Here is a 16705-nt window from a genome sequence, read left to right as displayed (position 1 = left end):
GGCTAGGCCCTGTCGTCAAAGTCCCGTCGGGCCCGCGACGCCCGGCACCACACCTCGCTGCGTTGTCGGGGCACCCGAGTACGTCCAGTACACGGGCGCCCCTCCGCCTTGCGATGCACGGCACCGGACGCCGCGGGCTCGGCCGACGCCACTTTGACGACAGGACCTAGCGCGGGTCCGGGTGCGTCTGCGGCGGTGTCAGACCAGCTCTTCGCCCCGGCCGCGGCGTCCGCGGGGCCAGCGGCGGTTGACCACGAAGGCGCCGCCCGCCAGTACGGCGAGCACACCGCCCGCGACGGCCAGTGCGGTGCCCGCGCCGCCGCCCGAGTCCTTGCCGGCCGCCGACGGGTCGTTCTCGTGCGACTGCGCCGGGGAGCCGTGCGAGGAGGTGTCCGCGCTCTTCGGCGGCACCAGCTCGCCCACCGGCTTGACCTTCCCGGCCGCCGCGAAGCCCCAGTCGAAGAGCGCGGCGGTCTGCTCGTACACCTGGTTCGCCCCGCCCCCGTCCGGGTTCATCACCGTGACCAGCAGCTTCTTCGAACCCTGCTGGGCGGCGCCGGTGAAGGTGGAGCCGGCCATGGTGGTGTTGCCGTTCTTCACTCCGGCGATGCCCTTGTAGGGGGCGATGCCGCCGGCGCCCGTCATCAGCCGGTTGGTGTTCTGGATCTCGAAGTAGTCCCGCGGCTTCCCGGCCTCCTGGAGCCCGGGGAACTTCGCGCTCACCGTGCCGCAGTACTCCCTGAAGTCCTGCTTCTGCAGTCCGGAGCGGGCGACCAGCGTCAGGTCGTACGCGCTCGACACCTGCTCCGGGGCGTCGTACCCGTCGGGGGACACGACGTGGGTGTCCAGGGCCTGTAGCTCCTCGGCGTGGGCCTGCATGTCCTTGACGGTCTTCTCGACGCCGCCGTTCATGGCCGAAAGCACGTGCACGGCGTCGTTCCCCGACCGCAGGAAGACCCCGAGCCACAGGTCGTGGACGGAGTACTCGAGGTCCTCCTTGACGCCGACCAGGCTGCTGCCCGGGCCCACGCCCTCCATGTCCTTGTCGGTGACCTTGTGGACCTGGTCCTTGGGCAGGCCGGGCAGGACGGTGTCCGCGAAGAGCATCTTCATGGTCGAGGCCGGGGGCAGCCGCCAGTGCGCGTTGTGCGCGGCCAGCACCTCGCCGGACTCGGCGTCCGCCACGATCCACGACCGCCCGGTGAGGTTCGCCGGCAGCGCGGGAGCGCCCGGCAGCAGGTTCACCTGGGTCCCCGGCTGGCCGAGCAGGGAGCCGCCGACCGTGGACATCGAGACGGGTGGTGCCGGTGCGGGGGCCGAGGCCTTGGCCGGCTCGCCCTTCGCGTCGGCCGGCGGGGCCGGCGCGGCGTGCGCGGGGGCCACCAGCAGGGCGGGCGCCAGCAACGCGGCGGAAAGGACCGTCAGCGCGGTCGTCTTGGCAGACACGCAGGTGAAAGTACCTCCCGATGAGCTGGAGAGCGCAGCGGACCGGCCATTTCCAGGCAACCAACCCCGGGACAGCCCACCCCGGCGCGTCCGTCCTGGGGACGAATCCGATACTGAAGGCATGAGACTCAGCCGTACCGCCTCCTGGTTCCTGCTCGCCTTCGGAGTGTGGAGCTGGTTCATCTGGGTGTCTTTCGTCCGGAACCTGTGGAAGAACGGCAGTGGTCTTGCCTTCGATGCGGCCGGCGATCCCACTTCCTACTTCTGGGTGCACCTGACGCTCGCGGTGACGTCCTTTCTCCTGGGGACGGCGGTCGGTCTGATCGGGTTGCGCAGCGTCCTCGCCCTGCGGCGTTCGTCACGTCCGGACCGTGCGGACGGCACGGACGGTGCGGACCGTCCGGACCGGGACGCCTCGGCATGACGGTCCTGGTCTTCGTACTCGTCGCCCTGGCGGTCTGCGCCCTGCTGGTCCTGGTCCACCGCTGGCTCTGGATCCGCCTGGTCCGCGACACCACCGCCCCCGGCGGCCGGACCCGGCGCATCGGCACGGCCTTGGCCATCGCCCTGCCCCTCCTCTCTGTGGCCGCGCTCACCACGGGCCGCGCGGGCGCCCCCTTCTGGCTCCAGCAGACGGTGGCCTGGCCCGGGTACCTCTGGCTCGCGGTACTCCTGTACCTGACCCTGACGATGCTGGTCGCGGAGCCGATCCGCGCGCTGTCGCTGCGCCGTCTGGCCCACCGCGATTCCGCCGGATCGGTGGTCGACCTGCCCGAGCCCGTGGAGGTGCCCGCCGCGGCGGCACCCGCGGCCGCCCCGGCCACCGCCGAGCGGCCCGCCGCGGGCGACGGGCTGAGCCGCCGCCGGTTCGTCGCCCGTACGGTCGGCGGGACGGCCGCCGCCGTCGCCCTCGGCACGGTCGGGGCCGGGACCTACGGGGTCCTGCGCGGGCCGAGCGTGAAGCGGGTGCGGGTCCCCCTCGCCAAACTGCCGCGCGCGGCACACGGCTTCCGCATCGCCGTCGTCAGCGACGTCCACCTCGGCCCGGTGCTCGGCCGCGCCCACACCCAGCGCATCGTGGACACCGTCAACCGCACCCAGCCCGACCTCATCGCCATCGTCGGCGACCTCGTCGACGGCAGCGTCCCCGACCTCGGGCCCGCCGCGGAGCCGCTGAGCCGGCTCGCCGCCCGCCACGGCTCGTACTTCGTCACCGGGAACCACGAGTACTTCTCGGGCGCCCAGCAGTGGATCGACCACGTCCGCGAGTTGGGGCTGAACCCGCTGGAGAACGCCCGCCGCGAGCTGCCGCACTTCGACCTCGCCGGGGTCAACGACATCCAGGGGGAGCGGGAGGGGAACGGCCCCGACTTCCGGGCGGCCCTCGGCGACCGGGACCGGACGCGGGCCGCCGTGCTCCTCGCACACCAGCCCGTCGTCATCCACGACGCCGTCCGCCACGGCGTCGACCTCCAGCTCTCCGGCCACACCCACGGCGGCCAGCTCTGGCCCGGCAACTACCTCGCGGAGCTCGCCAACCCCACCGTCGCCGGTCTGGAGCGCTACGGAGACACCCAGCTCTACGTGTCGCGCGGGGCCGGAGCGTGGGGTCCGCCGGTCCGAGTTGGGGCGCCGTCCGACATCACCGTCGTTGAACTCGCCTCATTTCAGGCCTGATCCGCGCCAACCGCCCGGAGCCTCCGCCCCAACTGACCTTCCGGAGGCCAAAATTCCGTGATGGGATGACCGTTAATCGGACAGCAGGTCGCTGTCTTCGGTCATGGGGTGGGGTTCAGGGGATGCGGTCTGTCCGCTCGAAGATAATCGCGGCCGGGCTGGTCCTCGGCGTGGTCGGCGTGGGTGTCTGGCAGTTGCTGCCCGAGGACGGAAGCGGCCGCGGCGCCGTCCGGGTCGGTACGAGTGACGTCGTCTCCTCCCTCGACCCCGCCGGGGCGTACGACGCCGGTTCCTGGGCCCTGTTCAGCAACATCTACCAGTCGCTGCTGACCATCAAGCCCGGCTCCGACGCCCCCGTGCCGGACGCCGCCGCCTCCTGCGGTTTCGTGGGTCAGAAGCTCACCACCTACACGTGCGAGCTCCGCTCCGACGTGAAGTTCGCGGGCGGCCGCATCATCACCGCCGAGGACGTCAAGCACTCCTTCGACCGCATCAAGGCGATCAACTCCGACCAGGGGCCGGCTCCGCTCTTCAACACCCTGGAGTCGGTCAAGGCCGAGGGGCGTACGGTCACCTTCAACCTCTCCGCCGGCGACTCCACCTTCCCCTTCAAGATCGCGACGGGCGCCGCCTCGATCGTCGACAAGGACAAGTACCCGGCGAAGTCCCTGCGCGAGGACGGCAAGGCGGACGGCTCTGGCCCGTACACGCTGGGCGGCTACAAGGCTGGTACGAGCATCGAACTCAAGCCCAACGGCTCGTACAAGGGCCAGGGCAAGCCGGCCCACACGCCCGTCACCGTCAAGTACTTCAAGGACTCCGAGCAGCTCGACCAGGCCTGGAAGGCCCACCAGATCGACGTCGCGCACCGGGACATGCCGCCCGCCGTGCTCGCCGGCCTCAATCCGGGCCTGAAGGACACCCGCTACCAGGCCTCCGGCGGCAGCGAGACCCGCTCCATCGTGTTCAACGTCCGTCCCGGCTCCACCGCGGCCCCGCTCGCCGTCCGCCAGGCCGTCGCCGCCGTCCTCGACCGCGCCAAGGTGGCCGTCGAGGTCCACCTGGGGACCGTCACCCCGCTGTACTCCCTGGTCCCGGCGGGCATCGCCGGCCACAGCACGCCGTTCTTCGACGCCTACCCGGCCCCGAACCCGGCCACCGCCAAGAAGCTCTTCAAGGACGCCGGCATCACCGGCCCCGTCCGCCTCAACCTCGGCGTGAACGTGCGCGGCGCGAACCTGCCCGAGGCCGAGGAGCTCAAGCGCCAGCTGGAGTCCACCGGCCTCTTCGAGGTGACGATCAAGCCGGTCGACGTGTGGAAAGACTTCCAGAAGGCGTACGCGGCGGGCGAGTTCGACGCCTACACCATCGGCTGGATCGCGGACTTCCCGGACGCGGACAACTTCCTCGCCCCGCTCGTCGGTGCCGATTCGTCCATGAACAACGGCTTCTCCGACAAGCACGTCGACGAGCTGATCACCCGTACCCAGTCCCACGCGGAGCGGAGCGAGGCGGCCGCCGAGTTCCGCGACCTCCAGAAGCTGGTCGCCCAGCAGGCCCCGATGGTGCCGATCTGGCAGAAGAAGGACTACGTGATGTCCCGCGAGGACGTCACCGGAGCCCAGTACCTGTCCGACGGCACCGGCGTCTGGCGCCTGTGGGAACTCGACTGGCTGTAGCCGTCGCGTTCCCGGCGACTACGCGGGGTCCTCCTCCGGATCCGGGTCCTTCTCCGGGTCCGGATACGGGTCCGACGCCCTGCGCCGGGCCCCCGCCGTGGCCGTCTGGGCCATGCCCGGCAGGAAGTCCGCGAACAGCTCGTGGACTTCCCGCACCAGCGGCCGCAGCACCCGGAAGCGGGCCAGTACGATGCCCCGCGTCGTCAGCTGCGCACCGCGCTCGGCGAGCCGCCGCGTCTTCTCGCTGTTCGGCGAGCGGTCGAAGACCCAGTACAGGACCAGGCCCATCTGCGCGAGCCACATCAGCTCGGGCAATACGTCGGCCAGCTCGGCCGGCACCTTGGTCTTCGCGCCGGCCAGCACTTCGCGGTGGATGCTGATCGCAGCCTTGCGCGCCGTTTCCGATTCCGGCGAGAACGGGCTGAGCGGACTCTCCGGGTCGGCCGCGTTCTTGAAGAACTGGGAGGCGAACTCGTGGTACGGGGCGGCGATGTCCAGCCAGGCCGTCAACACGCCCGCGTACCGCTTCTGCAGATCGGTCTCGTTGTCCAGGATGGGCCGGACCGCGGCCTGGTGGGCGGCGCCGATCCGGTCGTAGAACCCCTGGACCAGGTGTTCCTTCGACTCGAAGTAGTAGTAGGCGTTGCCGACCGAGACGCCGGCCTCCTTCGCGATACCCCGCATCGTCGTCTTGTCGAAGCCGCGTTCCTGGAAGAGGCGGAGCGCGGTTTCGAGGATGAGCGTGCGGGTCTGCTCGCTCTTGGGAGCCTTCTGATCAGTCACGGTGTATGAGCCTATCGGGGGACGGAGCACTCGTCGTCACAGGCCGGCCCTTCGGCGGCCTCCGGGTAACCCTCGGTACGTACGGCCTGCCTCCAGGCCGAGGCCGTGTACATGGCCGCCCGGGCGAAGGGCCGGCCGGCCGGGGTGGCCAGCCAGTTGGCCTTCGGCCGGTGCTCGACCAGTGCCCACAGGCACACGATGAAGGCGTCGGTCCCGGTCCACACCTGCCCCTCGTCCCCGATGACGGTGATCTCCCGCAGCGTCGACGCGTGGTCGAGACGGGGGAACCGCCGCCGCGCCTCCCAGGAGGCGGCGGGGACCAGGGCGAGCGGGACCAGCCACCGCTGCGCGAGCAGCCAGTGCCGGATGTGCACGCAGAGCGGGCAACCGGCGTCGTAGAGGACGGTCAGCTTCCGCACGGGCGCGGCGGCGGGCGTCACGGCTCAGGCCCCGACCGGTGCGGTCCACGCCTGCGGGGGGACGGGCGGGGTCTGCTGGCGCTCCATGATCCCGCGGCGGCGCATCTTGTTCAGCACCCACACGTTCCCGAGGTGCATGACACCGAGGACCAGCAGGACGACGCCGAGCTTGACCGAGAGCGCCTCGAAGAGGGCGCGGGGGGTCTGGACCTCCTCGCTCGACCGGAGGTAGAGGGTCACGAAGCCGATGTTCACGAGGTAGAAGCCGACCACGAGGAGCTGGTTGACGGCGTCCGCGAGCTTCTCGTTCCCGTGCAGGACGTCACCGATGAAGACACGGCCGTTGCGGCTGAGCGTGCGGGCCACCCAGATGGTGAGGGCGATGCTGATGAGCAGGTAGATGACGTACGTGACGACGGTGAGGTCCATGACCTTCGGCCCCTTTGAACGTGTTCAAACTGCTGACACGGGTGACTGTAGGCCTCTTTTTGAACAAGTTCAAGCGATGTTCAGCGGGCACTTCGGAAGCGGTTCGCGATCAAGGAGATCGAGAGCATCGCGGTGATGACGCCGACGGCCAGGGTGAGCGTGCCGGCCGTGCCGCCGCCCATGGCCCAGCCGTTGCCGAGCAGGAGGGCGGTGCCGCCGGTGCGGGCGAGCAGGGCGTACCCGCGCTCGCCGGCGCGGCCGAAGCGGCGGCCCAGGACGTAGCAGGCGGCGATCAGCGAGAGGAAGGTGATCGATCCCGCGGCGAAGTGGGCGTAGCTGTGCCAGGTGAGGGTGGCGGGCTGCCCGTAGGGGGTACCCGCGGGGAAGCCGTCGGCCGGGTCCATGACGAACACCCCCGCGGCGATCATGCCGACGCCGGCGACGCGCACCAGGCGCGGCGCCCAGGTGCCGCCGGGCCCACCGTGCAGGGCCCGGCGCAGGCCGGTCGCTCCCACGGCGAGCAGGACTCCGACGATCAGGAAGTTGGTGATCTGGAGCCATCCCAGGGATCCGTTGCTCAGGGCGCTCAGCGGGTGCCGGGTGATGTCGAAGCCCTCGCGGAGGGCGGCCTGGGGCAGGGCGACGGCCACCCACAGGGGGGTCGCCGCGACCGCACAGGCGAGCAGGGAGCGGGTGGCGGCCCGGGTGCTGGTGCTGGTGCGGGTCGCGGGGGCGGGGGTGGTGGTCATGGCGGGTGCCTCTCTCCTCGGTCGTTTCCGGTTCTCGCCGACACGTCGATCCGGCGATGTGACAGGGAACGGCGACCGTTCCCTGTCACATCGCCCTGTTCGACGTGTTGTCGCAAGCACCGCACGACCGAGGAGAGGGACCCCATGCGCTACCTGATGACGACCCGGCCTTCCGACACCGCCCCCGACGAGAACCTGTACGCCGAGATGGGCCGGTTCATCGAGGAACTGTCGGCGGCCGGTGTCCTGCTGGCGACCGGCGGCCTGGAGCCGGGCGGTGTCCTGGTGACGTCGCTCGGGGACGAGATCACCGTGACGGACGGGCCGTTCGCCGAGGCCAAGGAGGCCGTGGCCGGTTTCGCCCTGATCGAGGTCCGCTCCAAGGAGGAGGCGATCGAACTGGCCCGCCGCTTCCGCCGGATCGTCGGCGACGGCGAGAGCGTGGTGCAGCAGGTCTTCGGCCCCTGAACCGCCGGCGCTGCCGCGCCCCGCGTCCGGCCCCGGCTTGCGCGCGAGCCGGGGCCGGTGCTGTGATCGTGCCCGTGGCGGACACCCATCGCACGATCGACGCCGTATGGAAGCTGGAGTCCGCGAAGATCATCGCCGGGCTCACGCGGATGGTCCACGACGTCGGCCTCGCCGAGGAACTGGCCCAGGACGCCCTCGTCGCCGCACTCGAACAGTGGCCCGTCGCGGGCGTCCCCGACAACCCCGGTGCCTGGCTGACGACCACGGCCAAGCGGCGGGCGGTCGACCACATCCGGCGCGACCGGCGGCTGACGCACAAGCAGGAACAGCTCGCCCACGAGCTGGAACAGCAGCGGGAACCCGAACAGGACGACGTCCTGCGGCTGATGCTCATCTCCTGCCACCCCGTACTGCCGACCGGGGCCAGGGCCGCACTGACGCTCCGGCTGCTCGGCGGCCTGACGACCGAGGAGATCGCCCGCGCCTTCCTCGTCACCGGGGCCGCGATCGCCCAGCGCATCGCCGCCGCCAAGCGGACGCTGGCCGAGCAGCGCGTGCCCTTCGACCTGCCGGACGAAGCCGAGCTGACCGAACGCCTCGCGTCCGTCCTGGAGGTCATCTACCTGATCTTCAACGAGGGTTACTCGGCGACCACGGGCGACGACCTGATGCGGCCCGGGCTCTGCCTCGAAGCCCTGCGGCTGGGCCGGCTGCTGGCGGAACTGGCGCCGCAGGAGGCCGAGGTGCACGCGCTCGTGGCCCTGATGGAGATCCAGGCCTCCCGCTCGGCCGCGCGCACCGGCCCGTCGGGCGAGCCCGTACAGCTGCACGAGCAGAACCGCGGACGCTGGGACCAGCTGCTCATCCGCCGCGGGTTCACCGCGATGCTGCGCGCCCGACAGGTCGGCGGTACGTCGCCCGGCCCGTACCTCCTCCAGGCGGCGATAGCCGTGTGCCATGCGCAGGCCACCACCGCCGAGGACACCGACTGGGCCCGGATAGCCGGCCTGTACGGGGCCCTGGCGCAACTGCTGCCGACACCGGTCGTCCAGCTCAACCGGGCCGTGTCGCTCGGAATGGCCCACGGCCCCCAGGCCGGCCTGGACCTGGTCGACTCCCTCGCCGCCGATCCCGCATTGCGCGACTACCACCTCCTGCCGAGCGTCAGGGGAGACCTGCTGGCGCGCCTCGACCGGCACCAGGAAGCGCGACTGGAGTTCCACCGGGCGGCAGCCCTCACCCGCAACACAGCCGAGCGCGCCTTCCTGGAGCGGCGCGCGGACGCGATCGCCGGCACGGACCCGACCGGTCACGGTCCCACGCTCGGGGAGGCCGCCCGCGCCTTCCTCGCCCGCGGCGACCTTGACCCGGCGACGGTCCGCTCCTACGGACAGACCCTCCGGAGGCTGCGCCTGGCCCTCGGCGACCGGCGGCCGCTGGCCTCCCTGACGGCCGACCAGGTGGCCGGCGTCTTCGCGACGGCCTGGGGCGGGGCGGCGGCCAGGACCTGGAACCGGCACCGCTCGGCCGTGCGGTCCTTCGGCACCTGGGCCCACCTGGACGGCCTCGCGGCCGGGCTGGAGCGGCGCGCGGAGAAGTCCGGCTCCCGGGCGCCGGCGCTGGGCCCCGCCCAGTTCGACGCGCTCTGCGGCCGCCCGGACCTGCCGCTGCGCGAACGGACCCTGTGGCGGCTCCTGTACGAGTCGGGGGCCGGGGTGAAGGCGGTCCTCTCACTGAACGTCGAGGACCTGGACCTGGCGGACCGCCGGGCTCCGGCCGGCCGCACCTGGGTGAGCTGGCGCTCGGGGACCGCCCGTCTCCTGCCCGGGCTGCTGGCCGGCCGGACCCGGGGCCCGGTGTTCCTCTCCGACCGGCGGCCCGGACCGGGCCGGACGCCCGCACCGGCCGACCTCTGCCCGGACACGGGCCGGCGCCGCCTCTCCTACGAGCGGGCCGAGTACCTCTTCAAGGAGGCCACCAGGTCCCTGGACCCGGCGGCCGGCGGCTCCACCCTGGGCCGGCTCAGGCTCGGTGCGGCGCAGCAGGTGCCTCACATGCTCAGCGACCGCGCGTAGTTCACCTGGCCCATGACCCACTGGTAGGTGTACGCGTCCACCGCCGGGATCATCGTGGAGTGGTGGCGGCCACCGCTGGTGACCGTGACCTGGATGTAGCCGGTGGTGGTCTTCTGCTTCATCAGCAGGAAGAGCAGGCCGAGCAGGCAGAAGAGGAAGAAGATGATCGCGAGCACGATCGCGTGCGGCGGGATCTTCTCCTCGGTGCGCGAGAAGTCGGTCGCGTTCCACATCGCGCCCCTGAGCGGCATGTTGCCCGACGGGGTGATGATCTGGTCCCCGACGATGGTGATGTCACCGAGGGACAGAGCGGCTCCGCCGACCGGAGCGGCGGGGTGGTAGGCCGGGGTCGGGATGCCGGCGCCGCCGATGGTCGGCTGGTAGGCCGGCGGGCCCGGGTAGGGCTGCGGGTAGCCGTAACTGGCCTCGCCCGGACCCCACTTGTAGTCACCCTGACCGGGCGTGGCGGGCGTGCCCGGCTGACCGCCCTGGCCGGCGGGGTCGCTCGTGTACGGATTCGGCTGCTGCTCGCTCATGCCGCCGATCCTTCCACAGGGACCTCCGCCCCGTACCCCCGGTCCCGCAACCCAGGTCAGAGCGCCGCGCCGACCAGAGCCGTGACGTGCTTCCGCATCAACTCGCCTTCCTTGCTTGCCGGAAGGAGGGAGCCGACGACCGCGCGCCGCCCGCCCCCGGTGCCGAACACCCCGCTCGCGGAGCGGCCCATGGAGCCCGTGTTGCCCCAGACGACGGTGCCGTCGATCTCGGCGCGCAGCAGCCCGCCCGTGCTGAAGCGGTCCACCGCGCCCTCGGCCCAGGCCCACGGCTCGATCTCGCCGCCGTCGGCGAGCACCGGAGCGGCGACGGAACGGTCCCCGGGCTTCGGGGAGTACGTGTGCCGCGGCGTACGGGGTCTTCGTCATGCCTGAGAGCCTGCTGCGGGGAAGATCCACCCGGCCATGGCTGGAAGCCCCCCACCGGACCCTGAGGGGCCCAGACCGCCGCTGGGGGCCGCACGGCCCGTTGTCAGTGCACACCCCTACGGTCGGGGGTATGGGAATGGTGACCTTCGTCGACGAGACGACCGCCGGCAGCCGTGGCGACGGCTGGGCGCTCGACATGGCCGAGGAGCGGCTCGCGCTGCGCGAGCTGATCCGGCGCAGGGTCTTCCAGGAGGTCGCGGAGTACCACGCGCAGCGTTCCGAGGTCTTCCAGGGGCTGGTGCAGCCGGAGGGGGCCGAGCGGACCCCGGGCGGGTACGCCCTGCGGACGCCGCGCCGCATCGACCCGCAGAAACAGACCGAACTCGCACTGAAGGCGTTCGAGCGCAACGGCTTCCTGGTGCTGGTGGGGGACCGTCAGATCGTCGGTCTGGACGAGGAGATCGCCTTTCCGCCCGGTGTCGAGGTCACGTTCCTGAAGCTCGTCGCGCTGGTGGGTGGCTGATGGCGCAGGACGCCGCGGTGACGGCGGGCAGGTTCCTGCGCACGGCCCTGGCCCGCTCGACCCCGAACCGCGTCTACCAGGAGCAGCTCGACGGGCTGCGGCGGCTGCCGGAGCGGGACCGGCGCCTGCTGCTGGAGGAGTTCGCCGACCGCTACCGGCGGCAGTGCGACACGGAGCAGGTGCAGGTGAAGCTGCTGACGCAGATCGTGCTCGTCGGCCAGGGCCTGGACGGATTGCCGCTGCCGGACGAGCGGGCCGCCCGGCTGGAGCACATCGCCCGGACCTACTGCTTCTGTTGCGTGGACCGGTGCGAGGCCTTCGCCATGGCCGAGATCGCCGCCGGGCGCACGCTCGCCCCGGCCGTCATCGCGGCCGTCCGGCGCAGCGCCATGAGCGCGGACGGCGCCAGCACCCTCGTGGAGTTCGCCGGAGGGCTCACCGCGCCCGTGCTCAACGCCGGTGAGGAATGGGCGGAGCGGGCCATGGCGGACGAGCGGTGGCACGAACTGCTCGGGTACGCGCTGACCGCCAAGGCCGCCAAGCCCTCCGCCGCGTGGGAGAAGGGCGGCCGGGCGGTCCTCGGCCGCCTCGGCGGCGACGCCGTGCGCGAGGCCGTGGTGGCCTGGCTGGCCCTCGTCGGGCGGCCCCGGACCATCGAGCTGGAGCGCGGCCCGTACGAACCGGACGTCAACAACGCCTTCGACCCCTTCAACGCCAACGCCCTGCGCGGACTGGCCTGGCTGCTGTCCTTCCTCCCGCCGCACCCCGACACGGTCCGTGCGCTCGGCGCTCTGGCACAGAGCGCGCTGCGCAAGGTCGCCGGGATGGGGCCGCGCAACCCGAAGGTGGCCAACGCCGCCGTCCACTCCCTGGCCCGGATGGAGGGCGATGCCGCCCTCGCCGAACTGGCGCGCCTGGGAACCCGGGTGACGTACCGGGGCACCGCCAAGCTGATCGACGCAGCCCTGGGTGCACGGGCCGCCGCGCTCGGCCTGCGTCGCGAGGAGATCGAGGAACTGGCTTTCCCCGCACAGGGGTTGACCGAGGTGGGTCGAGCCGAGTTCCGGCTGGGGGAGGCCACCGCGCTGCTGGAGGTGCGCGGGAGCCGGGCCGTGATCGACTGGCGCAACGCCGCGGGCAAGCGGGTCAAGAGCGTCCCCGCCGCCGTGCGCCGGGACCACGCCGAGGAGCTCAGGGAACTCAAGGCCACGGTCAAGGACATCGACGGATCGCTGTCCGCGCAGGCGGAGCGACTGGACGGGCAGTTCCTGGCCCTGCGCCGGTGGGCGTACGGGCACTGGCGCGAGCGGTACCTCGACCACCCCTTGGTCGGGACCCTGGCGCGGCGGCTGATCTGGACCGTGGACGGCACGGCCGTCGGCTTCGCGGACGGGCGGCTGCGCACGCTCACGGGCGCCCCGCTGGACCAGGACACCGCGAACGCCACCGTCGAGCTGTGGCACCCCGTCGGCAGGGAGCCCGCCGAGGTGGTCGCCTGGCGGCACTGGCTGGAGCGGTACGCGGTGACGCAGCCCTTCAAGCAGGCCCACCGCGAGGTGTACCTGCTGACCGACGCCGAACGGAACACGGGCACCTACTCCAACCGCTTCGCCGCGCACCTCCTGCGCCAGCACCAGTTCCACGCGCTGGCAGCGGCCCGGGGCTGGCGCAACGAGCTGCGCCTGTGCGTGGACGACGGCGCCCCACCGGCCACCCGGGAGCTGCCGCACTGGGGGCTGCGCGCCGAGTACTGGATCGAGGGCGACGGGCAGGAGTACGGGGTCGACACCACCGAGTCCGGGAGCTACCTGCGGCTGCGGACCGACCAGGTGCGCTTCTACCCGATCGACGCCCCGCAGAACGAGGCGAGCACGTACGGCGGCGACTACGCGATGCGGGTGCGCGACGGACGGGCCCCCGTCGACCCGCTGCCGCTCGCGGAGATACCGACGCTGGTGCTGAGCGAGGTGCTGCGGGACGTCGACCTCTTCGTGGGTGTGGCCAGCGTGGGCAACGATCCGACGTGGTCCGACGGCGGACCCGAAGGGCGCTTGCGCGCGTACTGGTCCTCGTACGGCTTCGGTGAGCTGAACCAGAGCGCCGAGACCCGGCGGGTGCTGCTGGAGCGGCTGGTGCCGAGGCTGGCCATCGCCGACCGCTGCACCCTCGAGGGCCGATTCCTGCACGTGCGGGGCGAGCTGCGCACCTACAAGATCCACCTCGGCTCGGGCAACGTCCTGATGACGCCGAACGACCAGTACCTGTGCATCGTCCCGGGCGCCTCCGGCGGCTCCGGCGCCCCCGAGACCGGCTATCTGCCCTTCGAGGGGGACCGTACCCTCGCGGTCGTCCTCTCCAAGGCCGTGCTGCTCGCGAAGGACACGGAGATCACCGACCCGACGATCACCGGCCAGCTCCACCGCTGAGGTCCCGGGCAACGTCGAAGGCCCCGCCCCCGGACGAACCGGGGACGGGGCCGAGACCGACGGACGGAGTCGCGCGTCGAGAAGGCTAGAAGCGGCGCGTGATCAGTGCACGCTTGACTTCCTGGATCGCCTTCGTGACCTCGATGCCACGCGGGCACGCGTCGGTGCAGTTGAAGGTCGTGCGGCAGCGCCACACGCCGTCCTTGTCGTTCAGGATCTCCAGCCGCTGCTCGCCGGCCTCGTCACGCGAGTCGAAGATGAAGCGGTGCGCGTTGACGATCGCCGCCGGGCCGAAGTACTGGCCGTCGTTCCAGAACACCGGGCACGAGGACGTGCACGCGGCGCACAGGATGCACTTGGTGGTGTCGTCGAAGCGCTCGCGGTCCTCGGCGGACTGCAGACGCTCGCGCGTCGGCTCGTTGCCCTTGGTGACCAGGAACGGCATGACGTCGCGGTACGCCTGGAAGAAGGGCTCCATGTCGACGACGAGGTCCTTCATCACCGTGAGGCCCTTGATGGCCTCGACGGTGATCGGCTTCTCCGGGTTGATGTCCTTGATCAGCGTCTTGCAGGCGAGCCTGTTCTTGCCGTTGATCCGCATCGCGTCGGAGCCGCAGATGCCGTGCGCGCACGAGCGGCGGAAGGTCAGCGTGCCGTCGAGGTCCCACTTGATCTTGTGGAGACCGTCGAGCACGCGCTCCTTCGGGTCGATCTCGACCTGGAAGTCCTGCCAGGTCGACTCCTCGGAGATCTCCGGGTTGAACCGGCGGATCCGGAAGGTGACCGTGATGAACGGCGAGGCGGCGGCCGCCGCCTCCATCTTGTCCAGGGTGGGGGTGGCCATCAGTACTTACGCTCCATCGGCTGGTAGCGGGTGACGACGACGGGCTTGTAGTCCAGGCGGACGGAATCCTTGCCGTCGGCGCCGACCTCGCGGTACGCCATGGTGTGGCGCATGAAGTTGACGTCGTCGCGGTTCGGGTAGTCCTCGCGGTAGTGACCGCCGCGGGACTCCTTGCGCGCCAGCGCGGACACGGCCATGACCTCGGCCAGGTCGAGCAGGTTGCCCAGCTCGATGGCCTCCAGCAGGTCCGTGTTGAAGCGCTTGCCCTTGTCCTGGACGGACACGTTCTTGTAGCGCTCGCGCAGCTCCGCGATCTTCTCGACCGCGGTCTTGATGGTCTGCTCCGTACGGAACACCATCACGCACGCGTCCATCGTCTCCTGGAGCTCTAGACGCAGGTCGGCGACCCGCTCGTTGCCCGTGGAGTTGCGCAGGTGCTCGACGAGGTCGACGACCTGCTGCGCCGGGTTCTCCGGGAGCTCGACGTAGTCGTTCTCCTGGGAGTACTTGGCGGCGGCGATGCCGGAGCGCTTGCCGAAGACGTTGATGTCCAGCAGCGAGTTGGTGCCGAGGCGGTTCGCGCCGTGCACCGACACGCACGCGACCTCGCCGGCCGCGTACAGGCCCGGGACGACGGTGGTGTTGTCCGACAGGACCTCACCCTCGACGTTGGTCGGGATGCCGCCCATGGCGTAGTGCGCGGTGGGCTGGATCGGGATCGGGTCCGTGTACGGCTCGATGCCCAGGTAGGTGCGCGCGAACTCGGTGATGTCCGGGAGCTTGGCGTCGAGCTGCTCCGGCGGCAGGTGCGTCAGGTCCAGGTACACGTGGTCACCGGCCGGACCGCAGCCGCGGCCCTCGCGGATCTCGGTGTAGATGGAGCGCGAGACGACGTCACGGGACGCGAGGTCCTTCATGACCGGCGCGTACTTCTCCATGAAGCGCTCGCCGTCCTTGTTGCGGAGGATGCCGCCCTCACCGCGGGCGCCCTCCGTCAGCAGGATGCCCATGCGCCAGATGCCCGTCGGGTGGAACTGGAAGAACTCCATGTCCTCCAGCGGCAGGCCGCGGCGGTAGCAGGCCGCCTGGCCGTCACCCGTGAGGGTGTGCGCGTTGGAGGTCACCTTGAAGAACTTGCCGGTGCCGCCGGAGGCGTAGATGACGGCCTTGGCCTGGAACACGTGGATCTCGCCGGTGGCGAGCTCGTACGCGACCACACCGGCCGACTTCTTGACGCCGTCCTCCTCGACCAGGAGCTGGTCCAGGACGTAGAACTCGTTGAAGAACTCCACGCCCTCCTTGACGCAGTTCTGGTACAGCGTCTGGAGGATCATGTGACCGGTGCGGTCCGCGGCGTAGCAGGACCGGCGGACCGGGGCCTCGCCGTGGTTGCGCGAGTGACCGCCGAAGCGGCGCTGGTCGATGGTGCCGTCCGGGGTGCGGTTGAACGGCAGGCCCATCTTCTCCAGGTCGAGGACGGCGTCGATGGCCTCCTTCGCCAGGATCTCGGCGGCGTCCTGGTCGACCAGGTAGTCACCGCCCTTGACCGTGTCGAAGGTGTGCCACTCCCAGTTGTCCTCTTCCACGTTGGCCAGCGCGGCGGCCATGCCGCCCTGCGCGGCGCCCGTGTGGGAGCGGGTGGGGTACAGCTTCGTCAGCACGGCGGTGCGGCTGCGCTTCGTCGACTCGATGGCGGCGCGCATGCCCGCGCCACCTGCGCCGACGATGACGGTGTCGTACTTGTGGATCTTCATTGGTTTCGCCTCAGCCCCGTTGCCTAGCGGATGTTCGGGTCGAAGGTGAAGATCACCAGCGTGCCCAGAAGGATGGTGAACACCGTGGCGGTGTAGAGCAGGCCCTTCAGCCACAGCCGCGTGTTGGCACGCTCCGCGTAGTCGTTGATGACGGTACGCAGACCGTTGGCGCCGTGCAGCATGGCCAGCCACAGCATCAGCAGGTCCCAGACCTGCCAGAACGGGGAAGCCCAGCGGCCGGCCACGAAGGCGAAGCCGATCTTGGACACGCCGCCGTCGAGCACCAGCTGGATCACGAGGTGGCCGATGACCAGGACGACGAGCACGATGCCCGAGAGGCGCATGAAGAGCCACGCGACCATCTCGAAGTTCCCGCGGGTCGAGCGCGGGGTCTTGCCGGTCCGCTTGCGCGGGGCCTCGATGTAAGGCGCCGGGTTGTCCACGTCGTAGAGGGAAACGCCCTCCACGCCGCCGACGCCCTTTTCGAAAGAAGTGTCAGAAGACATGCGT

17 protein-coding genes are annotated in these 16705 nt (G+C 71.0%); 7 read left to right on the top strand and 10 right to left on the bottom strand.

The features are described 5' to 3' along the window. Positions 1 to 198 precede the first annotated feature (198 nt). Positions 199 to 1446: a D-alanyl-D-alanine carboxypeptidase family protein gene (locus OG386_RS18525; protein WP_328789084.1), complete on the bottom strand. Its 1248-nt coding sequence runs from the start codon at positions 1444 to 1446 to the stop codon at positions 199 to 201. 121 nt (positions 1447 to 1567) lie between these two features. Between OG386_RS18525 and OG386_RS18520 the strand changes: the two genes are divergently transcribed. The 3 genes from OG386_RS18520 (at position 1568) to OG386_RS18510 (ending at position 4802) form a co-directional block, all read left to right on the top strand. Then, complete coding sequence (locus OG386_RS18520) at positions 1568 to 1870, top strand: SCO4848 family membrane protein (RefSeq protein WP_328789083.1); 303 nt, start codon at positions 1568 to 1570, stop codon at positions 1868 to 1870. Further along, positions 1867 to 3123 carry a metallophosphoesterase gene (locus OG386_RS18515; protein ID WP_328789082.1) on the top strand — a complete coding sequence of 419 codons (1257 nt, stop codon included), beginning with the start codon at positions 1867 to 1869 and terminating at the stop codon, positions 3121 to 3123. Before OG386_RS18520 ends, OG386_RS18515 begins: the two co-directional genes overlap by 4 nt. A 122-nt stretch (positions 3124 to 3245) precedes the next feature. Further along, positions 3246 to 4802 (top strand): ABC transporter substrate-binding protein, encoded by a 1557-nt coding sequence (locus OG386_RS18510; RefSeq protein ID WP_328789081.1) that lies wholly within the window; start codon positions 3246 to 3248, stop codon positions 4800 to 4802. An 18-nt stretch (positions 4803 to 4820) separates the two neighbouring features. Here the strand turns inward: OG386_RS18510 and OG386_RS18505 are convergent, their stop codons facing one another. The 4 genes from OG386_RS18505 to OG386_RS18490 form a co-directional block, all read right to left on the bottom strand. Then, positions 4821 to 5585, bottom strand: coding sequence for a TetR/AcrR family transcriptional regulator (locus OG386_RS18505; protein ID WP_328789080.1), 765 nt, complete (start codon positions 5583 to 5585; stop codon positions 4821 to 4823). A gap of 11 nt (positions 5586 to 5596) precedes the next feature. After that, positions 5597 to 6025 carry a thiol-disulfide oxidoreductase DCC family protein gene (locus tag OG386_RS18500; protein ID WP_328789079.1) on the bottom strand — a complete coding sequence of 143 codons (429 nt, stop codon included), beginning with the start codon at positions 6023 to 6025 and terminating at the stop codon, positions 5597 to 5599. Positions 6026 to 6028: 3 nt separating this feature from the next. Continuing rightward, entirely contained in the window at positions 6029 to 6433 is a 405-nt protein-coding gene (locus OG386_RS18495; protein WP_266604132.1) for a hypothetical protein, read from the bottom strand. Between the two features lie 80 nt (positions 6434 to 6513). Beyond that, positions 6514 to 7182, bottom strand: coding sequence for a DUF998 domain-containing protein (locus OG386_RS18490; RefSeq protein ID WP_328789077.1), 669 nt, complete (start codon positions 7180 to 7182; stop codon positions 6514 to 6516). 144 nt (positions 7183 to 7326) lie between these two features. On the opposite strand from OG386_RS18490, the gene OG386_RS18485 reads away from it, so the two are divergent. Together OG386_RS18485 and OG386_RS18480 are read left to right on the top strand one after the other, a co-directional pair. Beyond that, positions 7327 to 7650 carry a YciI family protein gene (locus OG386_RS18485; RefSeq protein ID WP_030010579.1) on the top strand — a complete coding sequence of 108 codons (324 nt, stop codon included), beginning with the start codon at positions 7327 to 7329 and terminating at the stop codon, positions 7648 to 7650. 74 nt (positions 7651 to 7724) lie between these two features. Beyond that, complete coding sequence (locus OG386_RS18480; protein ID WP_328789076.1) at positions 7725 to 9725, top strand: sigma-70 family RNA polymerase sigma factor; 2001 nt, start codon at positions 7725 to 7727, stop codon at positions 9723 to 9725. Here the strand turns inward: OG386_RS18480 and OG386_RS18475 are convergent. Continuing rightward, a complete protein-coding gene (locus tag OG386_RS18475) occupies positions 9701 to 10261 on the bottom strand; it encodes a hypothetical protein (protein ID WP_328789075.1) in 561 nt (186 codons plus the stop codon). The two genes, OG386_RS18480 and OG386_RS18475, sit on opposite strands and share 25 nt — an antisense overlap. A 56-nt stretch (positions 10262 to 10317) precedes the next feature. Then, positions 10318 to 10578 carry a hypothetical protein gene (locus tag OG386_RS18470; RefSeq protein ID WP_328789074.1) on the bottom strand — a complete coding sequence of 87 codons (261 nt, stop codon included), beginning with the start codon at positions 10576 to 10578 and terminating at the stop codon, positions 10318 to 10320. A 200-nt stretch (positions 10579 to 10778) separates the two neighbouring features. Here OG386_RS18470 and OG386_RS18465 point away from each other — a divergent pair, with 200 nt between their 5' ends. Beyond that, a complete protein-coding gene (locus tag OG386_RS18465) occupies positions 10779 to 11171 on the top strand; it encodes a hypothetical protein (protein WP_328789073.1) in 393 nt (130 codons plus the stop codon). Beyond that, positions 11171 to 13597 carry a DUF4132 domain-containing protein gene (locus OG386_RS18460; RefSeq protein WP_328789072.1) on the top strand — a complete coding sequence of 809 codons (2427 nt, stop codon included), beginning with the start codon at positions 11171 to 11173 and terminating at the stop codon, positions 13595 to 13597. Before OG386_RS18465 ends, OG386_RS18460 begins: the two co-directional genes overlap by 1 nt. 85 nt (positions 13598 to 13682) lie before the next feature. Here OG386_RS18460 and OG386_RS18455 read toward each other — a convergent pair whose 3' ends face one another. From OG386_RS18455 to OG386_RS18445, 3 genes are read right to left on the bottom strand one after another with little or no spacing between them, the layout of a single operon-like run. Further along, the gene (locus OG386_RS18455) at positions 13683 to 14441 is read right to left on the bottom strand and encodes a succinate dehydrogenase iron-sulfur subunit (protein ID WP_189733159.1); all 759 of its coding nucleotides are present in this window, start codon (positions 14439 to 14441) and stop codon (positions 13683 to 13685) included. Further along, on the bottom strand, positions 14441 to 16195 hold the full coding sequence (gene sdhA, locus OG386_RS18450; RefSeq protein WP_033219576.1) for a succinate dehydrogenase flavoprotein subunit: 1755 nt from the start codon (positions 16193 to 16195) through the stop codon (positions 14441 to 14443). The genes OG386_RS18455 and sdhA overlap by 1 nt, the downstream gene beginning before the upstream one ends. 23 nt (positions 16196 to 16218) lie before the next feature. Continuing rightward, entirely contained in the window at positions 16219 to 16701 is a 483-nt protein-coding gene (locus OG386_RS18445) for a succinate dehydrogenase hydrophobic membrane anchor subunit (protein ID WP_328789071.1), read from the bottom strand. Positions 16702 to 16705 lie beyond the last annotated feature (4 nt).

Source organism: Streptomyces sp. NBC_00273, from assembly GCF_036178145.1.
GTDB lineage: Bacteria > Actinomycetota > Actinomycetes > Streptomycetales > Streptomycetaceae > Streptomyces.
This window is presented reverse-complemented; position numbering and strand designations above follow the sequence as displayed.

Coding starts and splice junctions, on each gene's coding strand:
- OG386_RS18445 (WP_328789071.1), bottom strand. CDS start 16,701: ATGTCTTCTGACACTTCTTTCGAAAAGGGCGTCGGCGGCGTGGAGGGC.
- OG386_RS18510 (WP_328789081.1), top strand. CDS start 3,246: ATGCGGTCTGTCCGCTCGAAGATAATCGCGGCCGGGCTGGTCCTCGGC.
- OG386_RS18455 (WP_189733159.1), bottom strand. CDS start 14,441: ATGGCCACCCCCACCCTGGACAAGATGGAGGCGGCGGCCGCCGCCTCG.
- OG386_RS18520 (WP_328789083.1), top strand. CDS start 1,568: ATGAGACTCAGCCGTACCGCCTCCTGGTTCCTGCTCGCCTTCGGAGTG.
- OG386_RS18515 (WP_328789082.1), top strand. CDS start 1,867: ATGACGGTCCTGGTCTTCGTACTCGTCGCCCTGGCGGTCTGCGCCCTG.
- OG386_RS18485 (WP_030010579.1), top strand. CDS start 7,327: ATGCGCTACCTGATGACGACCCGGCCTTCCGACACCGCCCCCGACGAG.
- sdhA (WP_033219576.1), bottom strand. CDS start 16,195: ATGAAGATCCACAAGTACGACACCGTCATCGTCGGCGCAGGTGGCGCG.
- OG386_RS18465 (WP_328789073.1), top strand. CDS start 10,779: ATGGGAATGGTGACCTTCGTCGACGAGACGACCGCCGGCAGCCGTGGC.
- OG386_RS18490 (WP_328789077.1), bottom strand. CDS start 7,182: ATGACCACCACCCCCGCCCCCGCGACCCGCACCAGCACCAGCACCCGG.
- OG386_RS18475 (WP_328789075.1), bottom strand. CDS start 10,261: ATGAGCGAGCAGCAGCCGAATCCGTACACGAGCGACCCCGCCGGCCAG.
- OG386_RS18495 (WP_266604132.1), bottom strand. CDS start 6,433: ATGGACCTCACCGTCGTCACGTACGTCATCTACCTGCTCATCAGCATC.
- OG386_RS18460 (WP_328789072.1), top strand. CDS start 11,171: ATGGCGCAGGACGCCGCGGTGACGGCGGGCAGGTTCCTGCGCACGGCC.